The following is an 18,259-nucleotide window of genomic DNA, read 5'->3' on the forward strand; positions in this document are numbered from 1 at the left end:
CGGCTCCGGGATCATCGCCTCTCGGGCAGTGGGTCCGCGAGAGCCCAGCCCTCGGCCAGCAGCTCGTCGACGGCGGCGACGGCGGTGGCGAGGCGGTGGTCGTGGGTGCCGGTCAGCAGGACGAAACGTCGTCCGGTGCGGGTGAGTTCGGTGCGGAATCGTTCGGTCATCCAGGGGCGCAGGTGCTCGCCGTCGCGCAGGCCGTCGTCCTCGAAGGGGACTCCTTCGTGGTCGGTGAGCAACCACAGGTGCTGTCGCCGGTCCGCGGTGAGGGTGGGGTGGGGGAAACCCAGGTAGCGCTCGTGCCAGATGGAGGTCGCGAAGGAGTCGGTGTCGCAGATCAGGACCGGGCCGCTCACCCGCGCGGCGAGGTCCTCGGTCTCCTGCTGACGCGCGGCGATCACCGGAAACTCGGCGGAGGTGAACTCGACCTGGGACCAGTGCCCGCCGGGACCCAGCGCGGCCAGTTTACGCTCGCTGAACTCGCGTCCGTACTCGGGCACGTATCCGGTCTCATAGTGTGCGGCGAGGGCTTTCGCGATGGTCGTGGTGCCGGTCGACTCGGCACCGAGCACCACCACCCGCCGGGCCAGCGCCGCCCGCACCGGCGCGGACAGGAACTCCCAGTGCGCGACGGGATCCCGGCGGATCGCCGTCGCGGACACCGGGTGCCGACGCCGGTCGGGATCGACACAGATCGACCTCGCGCCGAAGCGACGGCCCAGCTCCTCGCCGTAGGACTCGGAGGTGAACACCGCGTCGACCGGCTCGGGCACGGCGGCGAGGAACACCGCCATGTGCGCATCCCAGATGTCCGGGTCGGTGATGTCCATCGGCACGTCATCCATCGTGCCGACGACGGAAACTCCTGGCTCGGTGTGGATTTCGCGCATCCAGGCCACGCGGTCGGCGAGCGGGATCGATTCCACCGACGACGCGCAGACCAGCACGGTGAGTCGCTCGCACCGCGCCGCCGCGGTGCGGATCAGGTGGTGGTGGCCGGCATGGGGCGGATAGAACTTGCCCAGCACCAGACCGTGCGCGAAGTCGGCCGTCACGCGGGCACCGCCACCGGCGCCCCGATGACATCACGACGCCACGCGAGCAGCCCACGCACACACAACGCGAGGAACCCGAGGTACAGCAGGGCGGTCAGATTCAGCCCTTTGTAGACGTAGAGCGGGATGTAGACGAGGTCGGCCGCGATCCACAGCCACCACGATTCCAGGCGTTTGCGGCACTGCCCGTAGGTCGCCATCAGTGACAGGGCGGTGGTCAGCGCGTCCCAGAACGGCACGGTGGATTCGGTGGCGGTATCGAGCAGCACGGTGATCGCGGCCGTCGCGAGCACCCCGCCGGTACCCAGCAGCAACCATTCGACGCGGGTGGTCCGGCGCACGGGAAGCGGTGTGGTGCGCGAGGATCCGTGCACCCACGTCCACCAGCCGTAGGCGGCCAGCCCGATGAACACGACCTGCAATCCGGCGTCGGCGTAGAGGCCGGCCTGGGTGAACAGCAGGATGAAGAACACATTGTTGGCGATGCCGATCGGCCAGTTGGCGATGTGCTGGCGCGCGACGAGCCAGACACACAGTGCGCCACTGCCGAATCCGAGCACCTCGGTCCAGCTCACCGGCGTGCCGAGCAGCGTGAACAGCGGCCGCTGCAAGGCGGCGATCAGATCGAGCACGTGCTCCCCCAACTTCACTATTAGTCGATCTGACAATAACAGAGCCGGCGACAAGGTCGCCACCCGGCGTTCGTTAAGCGGTATCCGCCACGCTGGGTCGCATGACCCAGGTAGCACCGCCCCGGCGCACAGCACGCAACCATGGATACGCCGACGGTCGACCGAGGTCGGCGACGGCGCCCACTCCCCCGAGGGACGAATTCCCGCTCACCGGAGCCACTTCCGACGGCGACCAGACCGGCGTGATCACCGCCTTCGTCATCGACATGACCCTGCACGCCGCGATCGGCGCCACCGCCTGGCACCTCGCCTCCGGCACGACCGCCGTCCTCTACGGCATCGCCGCCTGGCTCACCGCATCCTTCCTGCACCGCACGATCATCCAGCGCCTCACCCGCACCACCATCGGCAAGTGCTCCTTCGGCCTCCAACTCCGCCACGCCGACGGCACCCACCCCACCCTCTGGTACCTCACCACCCAATGGTTCCGCGGCGGCTGGTCCTGCTTCGACCTCTTCGGCGACGTCGCCTGACGAACACGTTCAGCTCTCGGTCTCCGGTTGAGGATCCTGCGGTTTCGCCAGGTCCTCGACGCAGTACGTGCACGACGGTTTGAACACGCCCTTGTTCGTGTGGTGGCGCGTATGCGCATTGCGCTTACTCGACGGCTTCGGTCGGCCTTTCTGAACTGCAGACATCTTCGCCCGCGTCTCGGCGCTGGCAGTCCGTCCGTAGTTCGGGTTTTTCGCGCCCATCTTCTGCTCGGACAGAAGCCGACGCGTTTCCTCTGAGACCACACGCCCGAATGCGGGGTGAGCAGGACCGAACTTCCCATAGTTCGGATTCAACTCACCTTGGTAGGTTCCCTTGCGTTCGGCCGACCACTTCGCCCGTTGTTCAGCCGAGTGATTGTGCCCGAAGAACGGAGCTTCTTCGCCGAACCTGTGCACACCCGGACGGCCAGTCGCCCGGATCCGAGCCGCTTCCCGCATTTCCGCAGTCCAGATCACACCTGCTGGACCGAGTCCGCCATCGGACAGATTGAGAAGCGGCTGACCCTCTCTCCGTAGATAGGCGATCCAATCAATCTCCGCACGCCCTAGCCGGTCCAGTCCATAGACCCAATCGAGGACGTCGGCAATGACATCTTCGCGATTCTGTTTGCGTAGCCAATCATAGAAGGGAGTCTTCCGACCAGCGCGAGCGACTTGAAAATGCTCGCGGAGCCGTATAGTTCCGACTTCGTAGTCAGTCCGATATACCGATAGTCAAACTCAGTACGGAGACGCACTCCGTAGATGACGCCATAACGCGGCTTGCCCATCGGACCCCCATACCGAGTTTGCTATCGTATTTGTTACCGAATCGTTATAGCATACAACTAACACAGCCATCCACGGACGTCCCCTCGAGGGCCAACTGGCGTAGACGGATGTAGTAGAGCGTCTTGATTCCCTTGCGCCAAGCGTAGATCTGAGCCTTGTTCAGGTCGCGGGTGGTGACGGTGTCCTTGAAGAACAGCGTCAGTGACAGGCCCTGGTCGACGTGCTGGGTGGCCGCCGCGTAGGTGTCGATGATCTTCTCGTAGCCGATTTCGTAGGCATCGTCGTAATACTCGAGGTTGTCGTTGGTGAGGTACGGGGCCGGGTAGTAGACGCGGCCGATCTTGCCTTCCTTGCGAATCTCGATCTTCGACGCTACCGGGTGGATCGAGCTGGTGGAGTGGTTGATGTAGGAGATCGAACCGGTCGGCGGGACGGCCTGCAGGTTCTGGTTGTAGATACCGAACTCCATGACCGAGGCCTTGAGTTCACGCCAGTCGTCCTGGGTGGGGATGCGCACGCCGGCGTCGGCGAAGAGCTGGGCGACCTTGTCGGTCTTGGGCTCCCACGCCTGGTCGGTGTACTTGTCGAAGTACTCGCCCGAGGCGTACTTGGACTCCGGGAAACCACCGAACCAGCTACCGCGCTCCTTCGCGATCAGGTTCGAGGCCCGGATCGCGTGGTAGACAACGGTATAGAAGTAGATGTTGGTGAAGTCCACACCTTCTTCGGAGCCGTAGTGGACCCGCTCACGGGCCAGGTAGCCGTGCAGGTTCATCTGGCCCAGGCCGATGGCGTGGGATTCGTTGTTGCCCTGCTCGATCGAGGGCACCGAGTAGATGTGGGTCTGGTCCGAGACGGCGGTGAGCGCGCGGATCGAGGTCTCGATGGTCTGGCCGAAGTCCGGCGAGTCCATCGCTTTGGCGATGTTGAGCGAACCCAGGTTGCACGAAATGTCCTTGCCCACCTTGGAATACGACAGGTCATCGTTGAATTCCGACGGGGTGGAGACCTGCAGGATCTCCGAGCACAGGTTCGAGTGGGTGATCTTGCCCTTGATCGGGTTGGCCCGGTTCACCGTGTCCTCGAACATGATGTACGGGTAGCCCGATTCGAATTGCAGCTCGGCGATGGTCTGGAAGAACTCGCGCGCCTTGATCTTCGACTTGCGGATGCGCTTGTCGTCGACCATCTCGTAGTACTTCTCGGTGACGTCGACATCGGCGAACGGCTTGCCGTAGATGCGCTCGACGTCGTACGGCGAGAACAGGTACATGTCCTCGTTCTTCTTCGCCAGCTCGAAGGTGATGTCGGGGATCACCACACCCAGCGACAGCGTCTTGATGCGGATCTTCTCGTCCGCGTTCTCGCGCTTGGTGTCGAGGAAACGGTAGATGTCGGGGTGGTGCGCGTGCAGGTACACCGCGCCCGCACCCTGCCGCGCGCCGAGCTGGTTGGCATAGGAGAACGAGTCCTCCAGCAGCTTCATGATCGGAATGACACCGGAACTCTGGTTCTCGATCTTCTTGATCGGCGCCCCGTGCTCACGAATATTGCTGAGCAGCAAGGCGACTCCGCCACCGCGCTTGGACAGCTGCAGCGCGGAGTTGATGGAGCGCCCGATGGACTCCATGTTGTCTTCGATGCGAAGGAGGAAGCAATTGTGCACAACAGTGCCGCGAATCGAATAGGTATGCGTGCCTTCGACGTGCAGGTTGTACACCTTCTCCGGCGTCTCGGCCGTGCGCTCGATCGCGCGGACACCGTAAACGTGGCGGCCGTGCACCACCTGGTAGGTCGTGCGCTTCACGCCCTTACGGCCAACGTAGTTCTGCAGGTTCTTGCCGATATCGAAGATGAAATCTTCATTGGTGCCGGGCAGTCCGGGCACGAACACCTGACCGGTCACATTGCCCGCCTGGTTGACGTACTGGCGAACGACCGAGACGATGCCGAGACGCCGCAGCATCAACTGCACCTGGTCGATCAGCTCAGGGTTGACCAGGTCGAGCATCATCCCACCGGTGGTGCTGCACCCGTCACCACGGAACAGTCCGGCAAGCAGCCCGCGCTGGAAATCCTCGTCAGCGGTCAGAACATCGTGGGTGAGCCGCTTGGCGCCGTAGCCGGTTCCTGCCAACGACATGAGTAGCGAGGCGACGACCTTGCTGTTGCAGACCATCCGCGTGGAGTGGTCCGAGTGGTTCGTGCGGAGGGACAAATCGACGCCGAACACCTGCTTGAACGCCATGCCCAACTCGACGTGGTACTCGACCTCGTGCGCTCCGAGAGTGAAGTGGACACCATTCGGCTGCACCCCATCGACACCCGACCGCTTGGACACATGCCCTTCGGCGACATACCAACCGAGCACCAGACCCAGCTCGTAGGACTCCTCCACGTGCCGATTCACCGCGATGAACCGCTGGCTGTGGCGCTGCTTGTTGCGATGCTTGGCATCGGTGTTCACCTTACGGATCGCACCGTCGACCTCTTCGTAGACGCCCTCACCGACATGGTCCATGAGATCGAACGTGCGCCGCTCGCGCTCACCCAGCGGCGCCGCGGTCACGATGAAATCAGAGGGGTGCACATCCTGCGCGGCCAGCCACACGAACCCGTTGAACGGATCCGCGCCGTCACCCTCGATGAGAGTCTCGACATCGCGCGAGGTCCAGACGAGGATCGGATGCTCTGGGGTGCAGCGAATCGGCTCCCTGTGGCCGAAGTGGGAGATCGATACCAGCGCTTGATCATTCGGGTTCTCGATCAGAGCTTCCACCGCACGGTACGAGCCGTCGTGCGAGAGCACCTGATCACCGGGCTGCAATGTTTCGATGGCCCGCTGACCGTCGATCGTGTCCACCGGCGTGCCCGCCGGGAAGCAGCTCACGGGCTCGCCGCGCTGCTTCTTGCCGGAGTTGAGGAAGGTGGGGGTGGCGGGCTGGAAGCGGCCGTCGATGATCTCGTCGACCAGCTTGCTCGCCAGCACCTCGTCGCCGGCGGCGAGGGTGAGCGCGACCATGACGACGCGGTCCTCGAAGCGCTCCAGGTAGCGCTTTCCGTCGAAGGTCTTGAGGGTGTAGGAGGTGTAGTACTTGAACGCGCCGAGGAAGGTGGGGAACCGGAACTTCTTGGCGTAGGCCTGCTGGAACAGGGCCTTGATGTACGCGCGGCTGTACTGGTCGAGCACCTCGGTCTCGTAGTAGTTCTCCTCGACCAGGTAGTCCAGCTTCTCGTCCAGGTTGTGGAAGAAGACGGTGTTCTGGTTGACGTGCTGCAGGAAGTACTGGTGTGCCGCCTCGCGGTCCTTGTCGAACTGGATCTCGCCGTTCGGGCCGTACAGGTTCAGCATGGCGTTGAGGGCGTGGTAGTCGAGGACCTCACCCGCGTCGGCGCGCACCGCGGCCTGCTCTAGACGGGCTGACTTGCCTGCCGGTGCTGTGGTTGCTGTTGCCAAAACAATCCCAATCCCTCTCGGACGCGCTCGACGTCCTCAGCGGTTCCCATGAGTTCGAAGCGATACAGGTACGGCACCCCGCATTTGCGCGAGATGATGTCGCCGGCGGCGCAATAGGTATCGCCGAAGTTCGTGTTGCCGGCCGCGATCACCCCGCGCAGCAGCGCGCGGTTGTGCGAGTCGTTGAGGAACTTGGCGACCTGCCGCGGTACGAGGTCCTTGTCGGACCGTTGCCCACCCATGACGTGCCGACCACCCCCGTAAGTCGGGGTGATCAGCACGTAGGGTTCGTCGACGCGCAGCGATTCAGCGGTGTGCAGTGGTAGTCGAGTGGCCGGGAGGCCCAGCTTCTCGACGAAACGATGAGTGTTCTCCGAAGCGCTGGAGAAGTAGACCAGCCCGCCCGGAGTGATCCGCTCGGGCATGGGAGCCTCCTTCCGGCGAGGTCCTAGGCGGCCGCGACGGCGAGCGACTTGATGCGGTCGGGGCGGAAGCCCGACCAGTGGTCCTCGCCCGCGACGACGACCGGCGCCTGCAGGTAGCCCAGCGCCATGACGTAGTCGCGTGCCTCGGCGTTCTCGGAGATGTCGATGACGTCGTAGTCCACCCCGGCCTTGTCGAGCGCCTTGTAGGTGGCATTGCACTGAACGCAAGCGGGCTTGGTGTACACGGTGATGGTCATCCAGGTTCTCCCTCTCCTATACCTGATCCACAGCCTGTTGATCCGTATGCAATGCACGAACTGTGATGCTGCGCAAACTCCTGGATCTGGCGAAGAAAGCCCTGTTCGTAACCCCTTCCCTTGGGCCCGAGCAGTGGTGGCTTCACACCGTGTTCCAGTACCGAAGACACTACACCTAGTGGCCGACAGATTGGAACAACACAAGGTGTTGCGAGTCGCACAGATGTAATTCCGACGAGGTAAGTCCCAGGACGCGCGATCGACACGCTGGGGAAACAGTGGCCCAGATCACGATTTTGCATCCCGGCGAGTCTTCAGCAAACCTCGGCGGACAGCGAAGGGGCGCCGCGTCCGTGACCGGATGCGGCGCCCCTGTGCAGAGCCTCGGAAAGAGCTTACGCGGTGACGAGCGTGCCGTTCGCCGCGGCCACCAGCTGGTGCACGGTCGCGCCGAGCTGGGTCAGCGCCTCGGCGTCCTCGGCCGGGTGGGTCGCGCCGAAGCGCTCGCCGATGCCGCCGAACTGCGCGGTGGCGTCCTCGACGACCACGCCGCCGGCGATGCCGACCGACTTGACGGTGTCACCGTGTGCCCAGGCGGCCGCGTTCGGGCTGATCGACGCGCTCACCACGGCGACCGGCTTGCCCTTGATCGAACCGGCGCCGTAGGGACGCGAGGCCCAGTCGATGGCGTTCTTCAGCACGGCGGGCAGGGTGCCGTTGTACTCGGGGGTGACCAGCAGGATCGCGTCGGCGGCGGCGACGGCCGCGCGCAGCGCCTCGGCCTGGGCGGGCACCTGGCCCGCGACGTCGACGTCCTCGTTGTAGAACGGGATCTCCGCGAGCCCTTCGTAGATGGAGACCTCGACACCCTCGGGGGCGGTCTGCACGGCGGCCTCGGCCAGGCGGCGATTGATCGACCCCGCGCGCAGGCTTCCGACGAGAGTGAGGATACGGGTCTCGCTCATGGCAACTCCTGGTGTACTCAGTATGGGGATGTTTCACAGATTCATCCGACAATAACCGGACCAAGGTCCGATTACTTCCCGCGGAGGACGAGTGAGCGGCGTGAGCTACAGCACACCGAGTCCGGAGCAGCCACCACTGCTCCCGATCGGTCAGCCGCTGCCCGGCGCCGCCGAACCGGTCGAGCGCGCCGACGCCGCGCGCAACCGCGCCTTACTGCTCGACGCGGCCCAGCAGCTGGTGCGCGAGCACGGCGTCGACGGGCTCACCATGGACGCGCTGGCCAAGCGCGCAGGCGTCGGCAAGGGCACCGTCTTCCGCCGCTTCGGCAACCGCACCGGGCTGATGCTGGCCCTGCTCGACCACTCCGAACAGAAGTTCCAGGCCGGCTTCATGTTCGGGCCACCGCCGCTGGGCCCCGACGCCCACCCGGTCGACCGGCTGATCGCCTTCGGGCGGACCCGGCTGCTCGACATCGAGGTCGAAGGCGATCTGCACCGCGCCGCCGAGGAGAACGGCGGCCGGTTCGGCAACGGGCCCTACCGCCTGCACAAGGCCCACGTGACACTGCTGCTGCAGGCGGCGGGCACCGACGGTGACATCGCGCTGATCGCCGACACGCTGCTGGCCAGCCTGACCGCGGCGCTGGTCACCCATCAGGTCGAGGTGCTCGGCCACACCCGCGAACAGATCGGCGACAACTGGGAATGGCTCGTTCGCCGCGTCGTTTCCCCTGCCGCGCAAGTAGAGTGAGACGGCATGGGGACACTGCGTGAACAGATCATTACCGAACTGGGTGTGCTGCCCGAGATCGAGCCCAAGCAGGAGGTCCGCCGTCGCGTCGACTTCCTCAAGGACTATCTGCGCAGCACCCCGGCCGCGGGTTTCGTACTCGGCATCAGCGGCGGCCAGGACAGTGCCCTGGCCGGGCGGCTGTGCCAGCTCGCCGTCGAGGAGCTGCGCGCCGATGGCACCGACGCGAGTTTCCTCGCGGTGCGGCTGCCCTACGGCGTGCAGGCCGACGAGCACGACGCGCAGATCGCCCTGAACTTCGTCGACCCGGACCGTTCGGTGGTCGTGAACATCCGCCCCGGCGCCGACTCGGTGGCCGCCGAGGTCGCCGGCGCGCTCGATCACGAGCGGCTGCGCGACTTCGTGCGCGGCAACATCAAGGCCCGCGAGCGGATGGTCGCCCAGTACGCCCTCGCCGGGCAGGAGAACATGCTGGTCGTCGGCACCGATCACGCGGCGGAGGCGGTCACCGGGTTCTTCACCAAGTTCGGTGACGGCGGCGTCGACCTGACCCCGCTCACCGGCCTCACCAAACGCCAGGGCGCGGCGCTGCTGCAGGAACTCGGCGCGCCGTCGAGCATCTGGTCGAAGGTCCCCACCGCCGACCTCGAGGACGACCGGCCGGCGCTGCCCGACGAGGAAGCCCTCGGCCTGCGCTACTCCGATCTCGACGACTACCTCGAGGGCAAGGACGTCACGCCCGAGGTGGCCGCGCGGGTGGAGTCGATCTTCACCAACACCCGGCACAAGCGCACCGTCCCGGTCACCCCGCTCGACACCTGGTGGCGCTGAGCACTCAGCAGCTGACCGGGCCGTCGCCGGCGGCAGTGGCCCGCAGCAGGTCCCGGACCAGGTCGACGTCGATCTCCTTGCGGAAACGCAGACAGCCCTTCCCCATGTCGTAGCCGGCCAGGCGGGCGGCGAAGGCCGTGCGGACGTCCGAGCGCAGCAGATAGACGGAGATGTACCGCTTCTGCGCGGCGAAGGCGATCTCGTCGACGCCGTCGCGCCGATAGACGGGCATGCCGTAGCCCATCACCTCGGTGTGGCCGGGAAGTTCGGCCAGGCACAGTTCGCGCAGCAGGGTGAGCGGCGCTCGGCGCTCGGCCGGTAGCCCGGCCAGGTAGGCCGGGACGTCGGTGGCTGCGCTACGCACTACCGGACCAGTCCGGTCGTCGGCCACCGATGGCTACCGATGCCGAAGCGATCATGAACCCGACCCCGGTCAGAGCCAGCACAACCGGGAAATCGGTGGTACGCGGAAACTCGATCGACGACCGGGGGAGTTCGTCCGTGGAGCAGTTGCCCTCGTGGCACGACCAGTCAACCTCCAACGTGGCCCAGTGGCCGCCACCTTCGGAATATCCGGCGCCGACGGTTAGCGCCACGACGAGCAACACCAGCCCGACAGCGAGGAACAGAACCTGAAAACAGCGCGCACCCACGGTCACGATGGAGATCGTAGCGGCGGCCGATCAGCGCTGCCAGGTCCGGCCGATCGCCGCGGTCGGTCAGGGTGCCTAGCCGCCGGCGAAGGGCGGGAGGACGTCGACGCGGTCGATCAGGGTGGCCGACGGGTCGCGGGTGAGTTCGTCGCCGATGAGGAAGGCGCACACGTTGACCAGCGTGTCGACCTCGGCGCCGTAGGTGGCGGCCAGCCGGGCGCGTAGGTCGGCGACGGTGGCGCCGGCGGGCAGGTCGAGTGATTCGGTGTTCTTGCCGACCGCGTCGGCGATCGCGGCGAAGTAGCGGACCTCAACCACCGATGGCTCCCATCGTGCGTTCCGGGGGGACGAAGCCGGCGGCGTCGATGCCGTGACCGGCCCATTTCTGCCACATCGCGCCGCGCCACAGCTCGGCGACCTCGTCGTCGCCGGCACCGGCGCGCAGCACGGAGCGCACGTCGAATTCCTGATCACTGAACAGGCACGAGCGCAGCATGCCGTCGGCGGTGAGCCGGGTGCGGTCGCAGTTGTCGCAGAACTTGCGGGTGACCGTGGCGATGATGCCGACGGTCGCCGGGCCGCCGTCGACCAGCCATTTCTCGGCCGGGGCCGAAGGGTCGGCGCGGGCGGTGGGGGTCAGGGTGAAGCGTTCGCCGAGCACGTCGAGCAGGTCGGCGGCGGTCACCATGTGCTCGCGGGCCCACTCGTGGTCGGCGTCGAGGGGCATCTCCTCGATGAAGCGCAGTTCGCACCCCTCGGCCAGGCACCAGGCGAGCAGATCCGGCGCGCCGGCCAGGTTCGCGCGCATGAGCACCGCGTTCACCTTGACCGGGGCCAGGCCGGCGTCGCGGGCGGCGCGGATTCCGTTGAGCACCGATTCCAGCCGGTCGCGGCGGGTGAGACGGGTGAAGTCGACCCGGTCGACGGTGTCGAGGGAGACGTTCACCCGGGTCAGCCCGGCGGCGGCCAGGGCGCGGATGCGGTGTTCGAGGCCGACGCCGTTGGTGGTCATGGCCAGCGGCGTGCCGGGCACCGCGGCGTGACACCCCGCGATGATCTCCTCCAGTTCGCGGCGCATCAGCGGTTCACCGCCGGTGAACCGCACTTCACGCACGCCGAGCTCGCGTACCGCCAGCGACACCAGGCGGACGATCTCGTCGGCGGTCAGCAGTTCCTGGCGCGGGATGGGCGGCAGACCCTCCTCAGGCATGCAGTAGGTGCAGCGCAGCGAGCACTTCTCGGTGATGGATACGCGCAGATCGCGGGCGACACGTCCGAAGCGGTCGACGAGGAAAGGCGTGTCGGGCCTGCCGTCGAGGGACGGCAGCTCCGTTCGCACAGCGGGTATCCCCATCTCGACCAGCGTCATCTCTCTAGTATGACCCGTAAGGCCCGGCACGATCGGTGCGGCGGGCCGATTGGTCACGAACTCGTCAGCTCACGGCCGGCAACCCCGAACCGTGAGCCACGCGCAGCGGACTCGCCGGTCCGGCGGCGATTAGGCTGGGACCATGAATCCCCGGCCCGCCACCGCGTCGGCGCGCAGCGTCGACGAGTACCGCGACATCGTCGCCGCGCTGCTGGCCCATCTCGCCGGCCGCCCGGACGAACAGGTGCCGGTGCCCGGCGCGCTCGGTCGCACGCTGTCCGCCGATGTGGTCTCGCCCATCGACCTGCCGGTGTTCCGGAACTCGGCGATGGACGGGTATGCGGTGCGGGCCGCCGATGTCGCCGTCACACCGGTCGAGCTGCCGGTCACCGGCGTGATCGCGGCGGGTAAGGCAGGCGCGGAGACACTGCCCGACGGTGCGGCGATGAAGGTGATGACCGGTGCGCCGCTGCCGCCCGGCGCGGACTGTGTGGTTCCGGTGGAGGACGTGCAGGCCGGCGCGGACCGGATCCTGGTCGAGCGCGGGCGCGCGCGGGGTGAGTTCGTGCGCGAGGCGGGCACCGATGTGCGGGTCGGCGCGCTCGTCGCACGGGCGGGCACGGTGCTCGCGCCCCGCCATATCGCCGCGCTGGCCGCTGTCGGCTTACCCACGGTGCCGGTGCTGACCCGGCTGCGCGCGGTCTGCCTGACCACCGGCGACGAGCTGCGCCCCGCGGGCAGCGAGCTCGCGCCGGGCCAGATCTACAACTCCAACGGGATCGCGCTGGCCGCGGCGCTGCGGGCCGACGGCGTCGAGGTGGCCGACATCGCGCACAGCACCGACGACGCGGCCGAGTTCACCGCCGTCCTGCGCGCCGCGGTGGCGAGCGCCGACCTGGTCTTCACCTCCGGTGGCGTGTCCAAGGGCGACTTCGAGGTGGTCAAGGATGTGCTGGCGCCGCTGGGCGGGACCTTCGGGCCGGTGGCCGTGCAACCCGGCGGTCCGCAGGGTTACACCGTGGTCGACGGCGTGCCGGTGCTCAGTTTCCCGGGCAATCCGGTGAGCACGATGGTGTCCTATGCCGTGTTCGCCCGCCCGGCGGTGCGCGCGCTGGCCGGCCTGCCCGCTCCCGAGGCCACCGAGACCACCCTGCTCACCCCCGTCCGCTCCCCCGCGGGCAAACGCCAGTATCTACGCGGCCTGCGCACCGGGGACGGCGTCGAGGTGATCTCGGGCCCCGGCTCGCACCTGATCGCGGGCATGGCCTGGGCCGATGTGCTCGTCGACGTCCCGGCCGAGGTCACCTCGCTGGCCGTCGGCGCCCCTGTGCGAATCTTGTCGCTTTAAATCTTCCCCACGGCTGAAGCCGGGAGATTCTCAGCTCGGACCGCACTATCAACCACCCTGGAGGGAGGCCGACAATGTCTTACGTCGTCAATACTGACACGGTCGAGTTCTACCGTGGCCGCCAAGATCACCCAAGCGGCGTTGCGGTCGCGGTCCGCGCAATGCCCGCAAACCTCGCACCGGAACACTCTGACATTCAAGGCGAGCCGCTGCTTGGCTCTCGCTCCACAGCTCGCACATGTCATGGTCGTGTAGGCGGGCGGCACCAACACCACCCTCCGGCCCGCCCGACCCGCTCGTTGGATCAGTTCACGTTTCGCCGTACCGATCGCCGCGTCAGCGGCTTTACGGGCCATCGTCGAGCGGGCCAAAAACGTCGGTTCAAAATCCTCGATCGCGATCGTGTGATGGTCGGCGACCACCCGCGCGGCCCACACCCGGGCGCCGTGAGTGTTCTGCCTGGCAGCCTTCTTGTGCAGACGCGCAGCCTCACGGCGAGCCCGCTGATACCCCCAGCTCGCGGCCTGCCCACGCGGGCGACGCCTGCGCGCCATCTTCCGTTGCGCACGAGCGAGCTCGGCTGCGCACCGTTTCCGGTACCCGCCGTAGGACAGGTCATAGTCGGGGCTTGTGGTCGTCGCGGTACTCCTCACACCCCAGTCGATCCCGATCTCACCTGCCACGGCAGGGGCGTACTCGACTGCACGGCGAACAACGAACGACGCGTACCAGTGTCCCATCGAGTCCTGATACACACGGACCGAGGTCGGTACGGACGGCAGCGCCCGCGACCACACGACCGGAATCGATACTCTGCCGGGAAGCTGGAGCCGGCCGTCGCGGATCGAGAACCCACGTGTCGTGTACTCCAGCGATGGCAACGCACGGTGCTTGCGCTTCAGGGTCGGCCGCCCGCGCCCCGCAACCTTGAACGACTGGTCGAGAGCATGCGCGTAGGTACGCAACGCCTGCTGCTGCGCGACCTGGGAACCATCGCGCAACCACGTCGTACGCGACCGGGCTTCGGTGAGCATCTTCGACAGGCGAGCGAAAGTCGGTTTCCTGCCAGCCTTTTGCTGGTGCACGGCCTCATTCCACAGGAATCGGCACCGATGCCACTCGGCTTCGAGTGCGCGCACAGCTGTTACGCCGGGGCGCAAACGGTAGCTGTATCGCACAATCTCATCCACGCCGAACAATATATAGCACAACGCAATATATTGTCGGCCTTGACGAAATCCGTTCGTGCAACAACGCCGTATTCGGATGCACCTACCAATACTTCGTCGCCACAGTCGGCGGCGCGACCCTGGAGATTGTCAGACGCTATGTCGAGAACGAGAAAAACGCTTGATCCGCGAACCAGGTCCTCCGCACACCCACAGGCGTGGGCTCCCACGGAGCGTCTTCGATGAGCGAGTTGTCCCACGTCGACGGCGAAGGTCGGGCCCGCATGGTGGATGTGAGCGGCAAGGCGGACACCACCCGGATCGCCGTTGCCGCAGGGGAATTGCGGACCACGGCCGAGGTGATCGCGTTGGTGCGGGCCGATGGGATGCCCAAGGCCGATGTGCTCTCGACCGCGCGGCTGGCCGGAATCGCCGGTGCCAAGAAGACTTCCGAGCTGATCCCGCTGTGTCATCAGCTGGCGTTGTCGTCGGTGAAGGTGGAGTTCGGGTTCACCGAGACCTCGATCACCGTCGAGGCGACCGCGAAGACGACCGGGCCGACCGGGGTGGAGATGGAGGCGCTCACCGCCGTCGCGGTCGCGGGGCTCACCCTGCACGACATGGTGAAGGCGGTGGATCCGGCGGCGGTGATGGACGGGGTGCGGCTGCTCACCAAAGAGGGTGGCAAGCACGGGCATTGGGTGCGTCCGGACGGCGAGTCCGCTGCCGCGCCCGGCTCCGTACTCGAAACATCTGAGTCCGCACCGGATTCCACCGCTGGTTCGGCCGGGCGTGACGCCGAGGTTGCCGGGTCGGCACCGGATTCCACTGCCGGCTCGGCCGGGCGCGACGCCGAGGTTGCCGGGTCGGCACCGGATTCCACTGCCGGGTCGGTCGAGCACGACACCGAAACAGCCGGGCCCGCACCGGATTCCGATGACGCCGTGGCGGGTTCGCCCAGTGCGGTGGTGGTGGTCGCCTCCACTGGAACAGCGGCCGGTACGCGCACCGACACCACCGGGCCCGTCCTCACCGAATGGCTGACCGCACAGGGATTCTCGGTGCGCGGACCACTGGTCTACGCCGACGCGGAGATCGCCGCCGGGCTCGCCGACGCGCTCGGCGGGGCGCCCGCGCTGGTCGTCACCACGGGCGGCACCGGCGCCTCCCCCACCGATGCCACGCCCGAAGCCACCCGCGCCGTGCTCGACCGGGAACTGCCCGGCGTCGCCGACGCGATCCGGCAGCGCGGCACCGCGAAATTCCCGCTGGCGGCACTGAGCCGTGGCGTAGCGGGGCTGGTAGGACGTACCGTCGTAGTGAACCTGCCGGGCTCGCCCGGTGGGGTGCGCGACGGAATCGCCGTGCTGGAACCACTGTTGGACCATCTGCTCGCGCAGGTAGCCGGAGGAGGCGACCATGACTGACCACGGTGTCGTCCGGCTGGCCGAGATCAGGGAGCAGGACCTGGACCCGGTCGAGGTCGAGAAGGCGGTCGACGGACCGGAATTCGGGGCGGTCGTGGTGTTCACCGGCAAGGTGCGCAATCACGACGGCGGACAGGCCGTCACGTCGCTGGAGTATTCGGCGCATCCGCAGGCGCAACGGTTCCTGCATCAGGTGTGCGCCGAAGCCGCCGCCGCCAGCGGACTGCCCGTGGCCGCGACGCATCGCATCGGCGCGCTGACCATCGGCGATCTGGCGATCGTGGTCGCGGTCGCGGCGCCGCATCGGGCCGAGGCGTTCACCGTCTGCCATGAACTGGTGGACCGGATCAAACACGAAGTGCCCATCTGGAAACGGCAGCTGTTCGCCGACGGGCTCTCCGAATGGGTCAACGCCTGCGGTTAGTCCACGCTCGGAGTTTCACGCCCTCCCGTTGGACGACAATACGCCTCGGGTGCGTGATCGGGTCGAGACAGAAGGATGCGCCATGGCCAAGGCGAATGTTCCAGCACCGCGCGTGACAAGTGCTGCCGAGACCGAGCGGCTTGGTGAATGGACCTGCACGGACGAGATCAACTACTCCGACAGCGACTGGACGATGAGCATCTTCCTCGGAGGTCTCATCGCGTTCGGGTCCGCATGGATCTACGTCCCCTTGGGGATCGGTGGTTGGCTCGTTCGCTCGTCGCACCCCGTCATCGGGTGGACGATGTTCGCCATCGCGATCACCATGGCGGTATTCGCGGCCCTGTTCATGTACGTCAGCGTCCAGGCCGGACTCGAGGTTCGCCGACGCGGAAAGCTGTTACTGCACGAGTTCGCCGACGGACTCGTCATCGAACGGGACAGAGGGCGGGCGATGGCCGCGCGCTACGTCGATATCACCGCCGAACTGTTCCAGTTCGAGAACAGTTCGGACAACCATCCGACCCCATGGACGGAATGGGTCGTCCTCCTGGCCTTTCCTGATGGATCGTCCGCCACAGTGCAGGGAACATCAGAATCACAGGTTCTGCAACGTCGACTGGCGCAACGGTGCGGGGCACCGCTGACCCGGAATGTCCTCACAGTCGGCGAGATCGCCGAACTCCGGGACAAGAATCAGTGGGAGTGAGGCGCGCCGAAGGAGTACCAGCACGGCCGGCCGACGGATCCGGCTCCCTCCGCCGCGGCAAGGACTCCAGACCGCTTTCGGCCAGATCCGTATCGGCCCCCGCCGGTCGCGACCGACCTCAGGTGGCGCATCCGAATCCCGCTATCGCCCGATACCCCGAGGGTCCGACAGGACCGTCCTGCTCAGGGCACGGTCGGTCCTGAGGGCCTTCACTCCGGTGCTGAACGGCGGAGCATCAGCCCACATTCCGATAGCGCCAGATGCCGAGCATGGCCTGGTCGTCATGCAGTGATGGTCCGTCGAAGACGGTGGCGCGCAAGCGTTTCAGTGCCTGTTCGGTGTCGATGCCCGAGCCGATCAGGACCAGGTTCGAGACCCGTCGCGCACCGCGCGCCCAGGTTCCCGGGGTGAACACGATGTGCCTGCCGACGAGGTGCACCTCGAATCTGCGCCGTTCGTTCGCGACCGCGAAGGCCACAAATCCCTTGGCGCGGAACAGACCTGGTGGCGGGTCCTCGAGGAAGTCGACCAGGGCGCGCGGGTCGAGGGGGTGCTCGCTGGTGAAGGTGACCGAGGTGTAGTCGTCGTGCAGGTGCCGGTGGTCGGGATCGTCGTGGTCGTGCTCGTCGAGCAGGGAGTCGAAGCTCAACTGCTGGGCCACTTTCGGCGCCTCCGGCACGCGGTCGTCGAACAGCAGACCGGGGTCGACGCGGCCGTGCGTCGTCGCGTAGACCGGCACCTGGCCGACCCACTCGGTCAGCTGTGCGCGCAATCCGGCCAGCGCTGCGGCCGAGACCCGGTCGGCCTTGTTCACCAGCACCAGGTCGGCCAGCCGCAGATGCGAGAGCAGTTCGGGATGCTGCGCGCTCGTCTGCCCGAACCGTTCGGCGTCGACCACCTCGACCAGCCCGCCGTACCCGATCCGCGGATTCGGGTTCGCCACCACCATCCGGATCAGATTCCGTGGCTCGGCCAGCCCGCTGGCCTCGACCACGATCACATCCACCGCACTACGCGGCTGCGCCAGCTGCCCGAACAGGTCATCGAGCTCGGAGACGTCCACCGCGCAGCACACGCATCCGTTCCCCAGCGACACCATCGCGTCGACCTGCCCCGCCACCAGCATCGCGTCGATGTTCACGGACCCGAAGTCGTTGACCACCACCCCGATCCGCGTCCCCCGGTTGTTGCGCAACAGATAGTTGAGCAGGGTCGTCTTCCCCGACCCCAGAAAGCCCGCGACGATGACGACAGGAATCACGCCGACCATGGTGCCATTACGCGGCCCCCGCCCCCTCGGCGCGGTAGACACCGCCGATCAGGTCCTTGAAGACCACGGCCCAGGTGCCCAGATCGGTGATCGCGGATTTCGGCGTCGCCATCAGCGAGGCGACCTTCGACATCCCCGGCCGCACCGACCTCCCACCCGCCCACTGACCCCTGCGCAGTCCTGGACAAG

General features: G+C 66.7%; 21 protein-coding genes. 7 read left to right on the forward strand and 14 right to left on the reverse strand.

Features of this window, described 5'->3' with window-relative positions; all coding sequences use genetic code 11:
• Positions 1-11: 11 nt before the first annotated feature.
• Both ACFXK0_RS01225 and pnuC read right to left on the reverse strand, forming a co-directional pair.
• Positions 12-1,058 carry an AAA family ATPase gene (locus ACFXK0_RS01225; RefSeq protein ID WP_379407622.1) on the reverse strand — a complete coding sequence of 349 codons (1,047 nt, stop codon included), beginning with the start codon at positions 1,056-1,058 and terminating at the stop codon, positions 12-14.
• Positions 1,055-1,708 carry a nicotinamide riboside transporter PnuC gene (pnuC, locus tag ACFXK0_RS01230; protein ID WP_379407623.1) on the reverse strand — a complete coding sequence of 218 codons (654 nt, stop codon included), beginning with the start codon at positions 1,706-1,708 and terminating at the stop codon, positions 1,055-1,057. Before pnuC ends, ACFXK0_RS01225 begins: the two co-directional genes overlap by 4 nt.
• 83 nt (positions 1,709-1,791) lie before the next feature.
• Here pnuC and ACFXK0_RS01235 point away from each other — a divergent pair, with 83 nt between their 5' ends.
• The gene (locus tag ACFXK0_RS01235; protein WP_379407624.1) at positions 1,792-2,223 is read left to right on the forward strand and encodes an RDD family protein; all 432 of its coding nucleotides are present in this window, start codon (positions 1,792-1,794) and stop codon (positions 2,221-2,223) included.
• 9 nt (positions 2,224-2,232) lie between these two features.
• On the opposite strand, the gene ACFXK0_RS01240 is transcribed toward ACFXK0_RS01235, so the two are convergent.
• The 5 genes from ACFXK0_RS01240 to ACFXK0_RS01260 all read right to left on the reverse strand — a co-directional run bounded on the left by ACFXK0_RS01240 (position 2,233) and on the right by ACFXK0_RS01260 (position 8,119).
• Positions 2,233-2,700, reverse strand: coding sequence for an NUMOD3 domain-containing DNA-binding protein (locus ACFXK0_RS01240; RefSeq protein WP_379407625.1), 468 nt, complete (start codon positions 2,698-2,700; stop codon positions 2,233-2,235).
• A gap of 358 nt (positions 2,701-3,058) precedes the next feature.
• Positions 3,059-6,415 (reverse strand): class 1b ribonucleoside-diphosphate reductase subunit alpha, encoded by a 3,357-nt coding sequence (nrdE, locus tag ACFXK0_RS01245; protein ID WP_379407626.1) that lies wholly within the window; start codon positions 6,413-6,415, stop codon positions 3,059-3,061.
• An 11-nt stretch (positions 6,416-6,426) separates the two neighbouring features.
• Positions 6,427-6,897: a class Ib ribonucleoside-diphosphate reductase assembly flavoprotein NrdI gene (nrdI, locus tag ACFXK0_RS01250; protein ID WP_379407627.1), complete on the reverse strand. Its 471-nt coding sequence runs from the start codon at positions 6,895-6,897 to the stop codon at positions 6,427-6,429.
• Positions 6,898-6,920: 23 nt separating this feature from the next.
• A complete protein-coding gene (nrdH, locus tag ACFXK0_RS01255) occupies positions 6,921-7,154 on the reverse strand; it encodes a glutaredoxin-like protein NrdH (RefSeq protein ID WP_189027149.1) in 234 nt (77 codons plus the stop codon).
• Between the two features lie 395 nt (positions 7,155-7,549).
• Entirely contained in the window at positions 7,550-8,119 is a 570-nt protein-coding gene (locus ACFXK0_RS01260) for an NAD(P)H-dependent oxidoreductase (protein ID WP_379407628.1), read from the reverse strand.
• A 100-nt stretch (positions 8,120-8,219) separates the two neighbouring features.
• Between ACFXK0_RS01260 and ACFXK0_RS01265 the strand changes: the two genes are divergently transcribed.
• Positions 8,220-8,870 carry a TetR/AcrR family transcriptional regulator gene (locus tag ACFXK0_RS01265; RefSeq protein WP_379407629.1) on the forward strand — a complete coding sequence of 217 codons (651 nt, stop codon included), beginning with the start codon at positions 8,220-8,222 and terminating at the stop codon, positions 8,868-8,870.
• 6 nt (positions 8,871-8,876) lie between these two features.
• The gene (gene nadE / locus ACFXK0_RS01270; protein ID WP_379407630.1) at positions 8,877-9,701 is read left to right on the forward strand and encodes an ammonia-dependent NAD(+) synthetase; all 825 of its coding nucleotides are present in this window, start codon (positions 8,877-8,879) and stop codon (positions 9,699-9,701) included.
• Positions 9,702-9,705: 4 nt separating this feature from the next.
• On the opposite strand, the gene ACFXK0_RS01275 is transcribed toward nadE, so the two are convergent.
• The 4 genes from ACFXK0_RS01275 to moaA all read right to left on the reverse strand — a co-directional run bounded on the left by ACFXK0_RS01275 (position 9,706) and on the right by moaA (position 11,723).
• Complete coding sequence (locus ACFXK0_RS01275) at positions 9,706-10,065, reverse strand: iron chaperone (RefSeq protein WP_379407632.1); 360 nt, start codon at positions 10,063-10,065, stop codon at positions 9,706-9,708.
• A complete protein-coding gene (locus tag ACFXK0_RS01280) occupies positions 10,058-10,360 on the reverse strand; it encodes a hypothetical protein (RefSeq protein WP_379407633.1) in 303 nt (100 codons plus the stop codon). Before ACFXK0_RS01280 ends, ACFXK0_RS01275 begins: the two co-directional genes overlap by 8 nt.
• A gap of 69 nt (positions 10,361-10,429) precedes the next feature.
• Positions 10,430-10,672 (reverse strand): MoaD/ThiS family protein, encoded by a 243-nt coding sequence (locus tag ACFXK0_RS01285; RefSeq protein ID WP_379407634.1) that lies wholly within the window; start codon positions 10,670-10,672, stop codon positions 10,430-10,432.
• On the reverse strand, positions 10,665-11,723 hold the full coding sequence (gene moaA, locus ACFXK0_RS01290) for a GTP 3',8-cyclase MoaA (RefSeq protein WP_379407635.1): 1,059 nt from the start codon (positions 11,721-11,723) through the stop codon (positions 10,665-10,667). The genes ACFXK0_RS01285 and moaA overlap by 8 nt, the downstream gene beginning before the upstream one ends.
• Before the next feature lie 142 nt (positions 11,724-11,865).
• Between moaA and glp the strand changes: the two genes are divergently transcribed.
• Positions 11,866-13,071, forward strand: coding sequence for a gephyrin-like molybdotransferase Glp (gene glp, locus ACFXK0_RS01295; protein WP_379407636.1), 1,206 nt, complete (start codon positions 11,866-11,868; stop codon positions 13,069-13,071).
• Here glp and ACFXK0_RS01300 read toward each other — a convergent pair.
• Complete coding sequence (locus tag ACFXK0_RS01300) at positions 13,068-14,261, reverse strand: RNA-guided endonuclease InsQ/TnpB family protein (protein WP_379407637.1); 1,194 nt, start codon at positions 14,259-14,261, stop codon at positions 13,068-13,070. The genes glp and ACFXK0_RS01300 overlap by 4 nt on opposite strands.
• Positions 14,262-14,482: 221 nt before the next feature.
• Between ACFXK0_RS01300 and moaCB the strand changes: the two genes are divergently transcribed.
• The 3 genes from moaCB (at position 14,483) to ACFXK0_RS01315 (ending at position 16,800) form a co-directional block, all read left to right on the forward strand.
• On the forward strand, positions 14,483-15,667 hold the full coding sequence (gene moaCB / locus ACFXK0_RS01305) for a bifunctional molybdenum cofactor biosynthesis protein MoaC/MoaB (protein WP_379407638.1): 1,185 nt from the start codon (positions 14,483-14,485) through the stop codon (positions 15,665-15,667).
• Entirely contained in the window at positions 15,660-16,091 is a 432-nt protein-coding gene (locus ACFXK0_RS01310; protein ID WP_379407639.1) for a molybdenum cofactor biosynthesis protein MoaE, read from the forward strand. The genes moaCB and ACFXK0_RS01310 overlap by 8 nt, the downstream gene beginning before the upstream one ends.
• A gap of 82 nt (positions 16,092-16,173) precedes the next feature.
• On the forward strand, positions 16,174-16,800 hold the full coding sequence (locus ACFXK0_RS01315) for a hypothetical protein (RefSeq protein ID WP_379407640.1): 627 nt from the start codon (positions 16,174-16,176) through the stop codon (positions 16,798-16,800).
• A gap of 235 nt (positions 16,801-17,035) precedes the next feature.
• Here the strand turns inward: ACFXK0_RS01315 and ACFXK0_RS01320 are convergent, their stop codons facing one another.
• On the reverse strand, positions 17,036-18,070 hold the full coding sequence (locus tag ACFXK0_RS01320) for a CobW family GTP-binding protein (RefSeq protein ID WP_379407641.1): 1,035 nt from the start codon (positions 18,068-18,070) through the stop codon (positions 17,036-17,038).
• A 7-nt stretch (positions 18,071-18,077) separates the two neighbouring features.
• A complete protein-coding gene (locus ACFXK0_RS01325) occupies positions 18,078-18,203 on the reverse strand; it encodes a hypothetical protein (protein WP_379407642.1) in 126 nt (41 codons plus the stop codon).
• Positions 18,204-18,259 lie beyond the last annotated feature (56 nt).

The organism is Nocardia sp. NPDC059177, from assembly GCF_042755165.1.
Lineage (GTDB): Bacteria > Actinomycetota > Actinomycetes > Mycobacteriales > Mycobacteriaceae > Nocardia.

Bases quoted from the DNA above. Each gene is read 5' to 3' on its own strand.
- ACFXK0_RS01235 (WP_379407624.1), top strand. From the start codon at position 1,792: ATGACCCAGGTAGCACCGCCCCGGCGCACAGCACGCAACCATGGATAC.
- nrdI (WP_379407627.1), bottom strand. From the start codon at position 6,897: ATGCCCGAGCGGATCACTCCGGGCGGGCTGGTCTACTTCTCCAGCGCT.
- nrdH (WP_189027149.1), bottom strand. From the start codon at position 7,154: ATGACCATCACCGTGTACACCAAGCCCGCTTGCGTTCAGTGCAATGCC.
- ACFXK0_RS01260 (WP_379407628.1), bottom strand. From the start codon at position 8,119: ATGAGCGAGACCCGTATCCTCACTCTCGTCGGAAGCCTGCGCGCGGGG.
- nadE (WP_379407630.1), top strand. From the start codon at position 8,877: ATGGGGACACTGCGTGAACAGATCATTACCGAACTGGGTGTGCTGCCC.
- moaA (WP_379407635.1), bottom strand. From the start codon at position 11,723: ATGACGCTGGTCGAGATGGGGATACCCGCTGTGCGAACGGAGCTGCCG.
- glp (WP_379407636.1), top strand. From the start codon at position 11,866: ATGAATCCCCGGCCCGCCACCGCGTCGGCGCGCAGCGTCGACGAGTAC.
- moaCB (WP_379407638.1), top strand. From the start codon at position 14,483: ATGAGCGAGTTGTCCCACGTCGACGGCGAAGGTCGGGCCCGCATGGTG.
- ACFXK0_RS01310 (WP_379407639.1), top strand. From the start codon at position 15,660: ATGACTGACCACGGTGTCGTCCGGCTGGCCGAGATCAGGGAGCAGGAC.
- ACFXK0_RS01315 (WP_379407640.1), top strand. From the start codon at position 16,174: ATGGCCAAGGCGAATGTTCCAGCACCGCGCGTGACAAGTGCTGCCGAG.
- ACFXK0_RS01320 (WP_379407641.1), bottom strand. From the start codon at position 18,070: ATGGTCGGCGTGATTCCTGTCGTCATCGTCGCGGGCTTTCTGGGGTCG.
- ACFXK0_RS01325 (WP_379407642.1), bottom strand. From the start codon at position 18,203: ATGTCGAAGGTCGCCTCGCTGATGGCGACGCCGAAATCCGCGATCACC.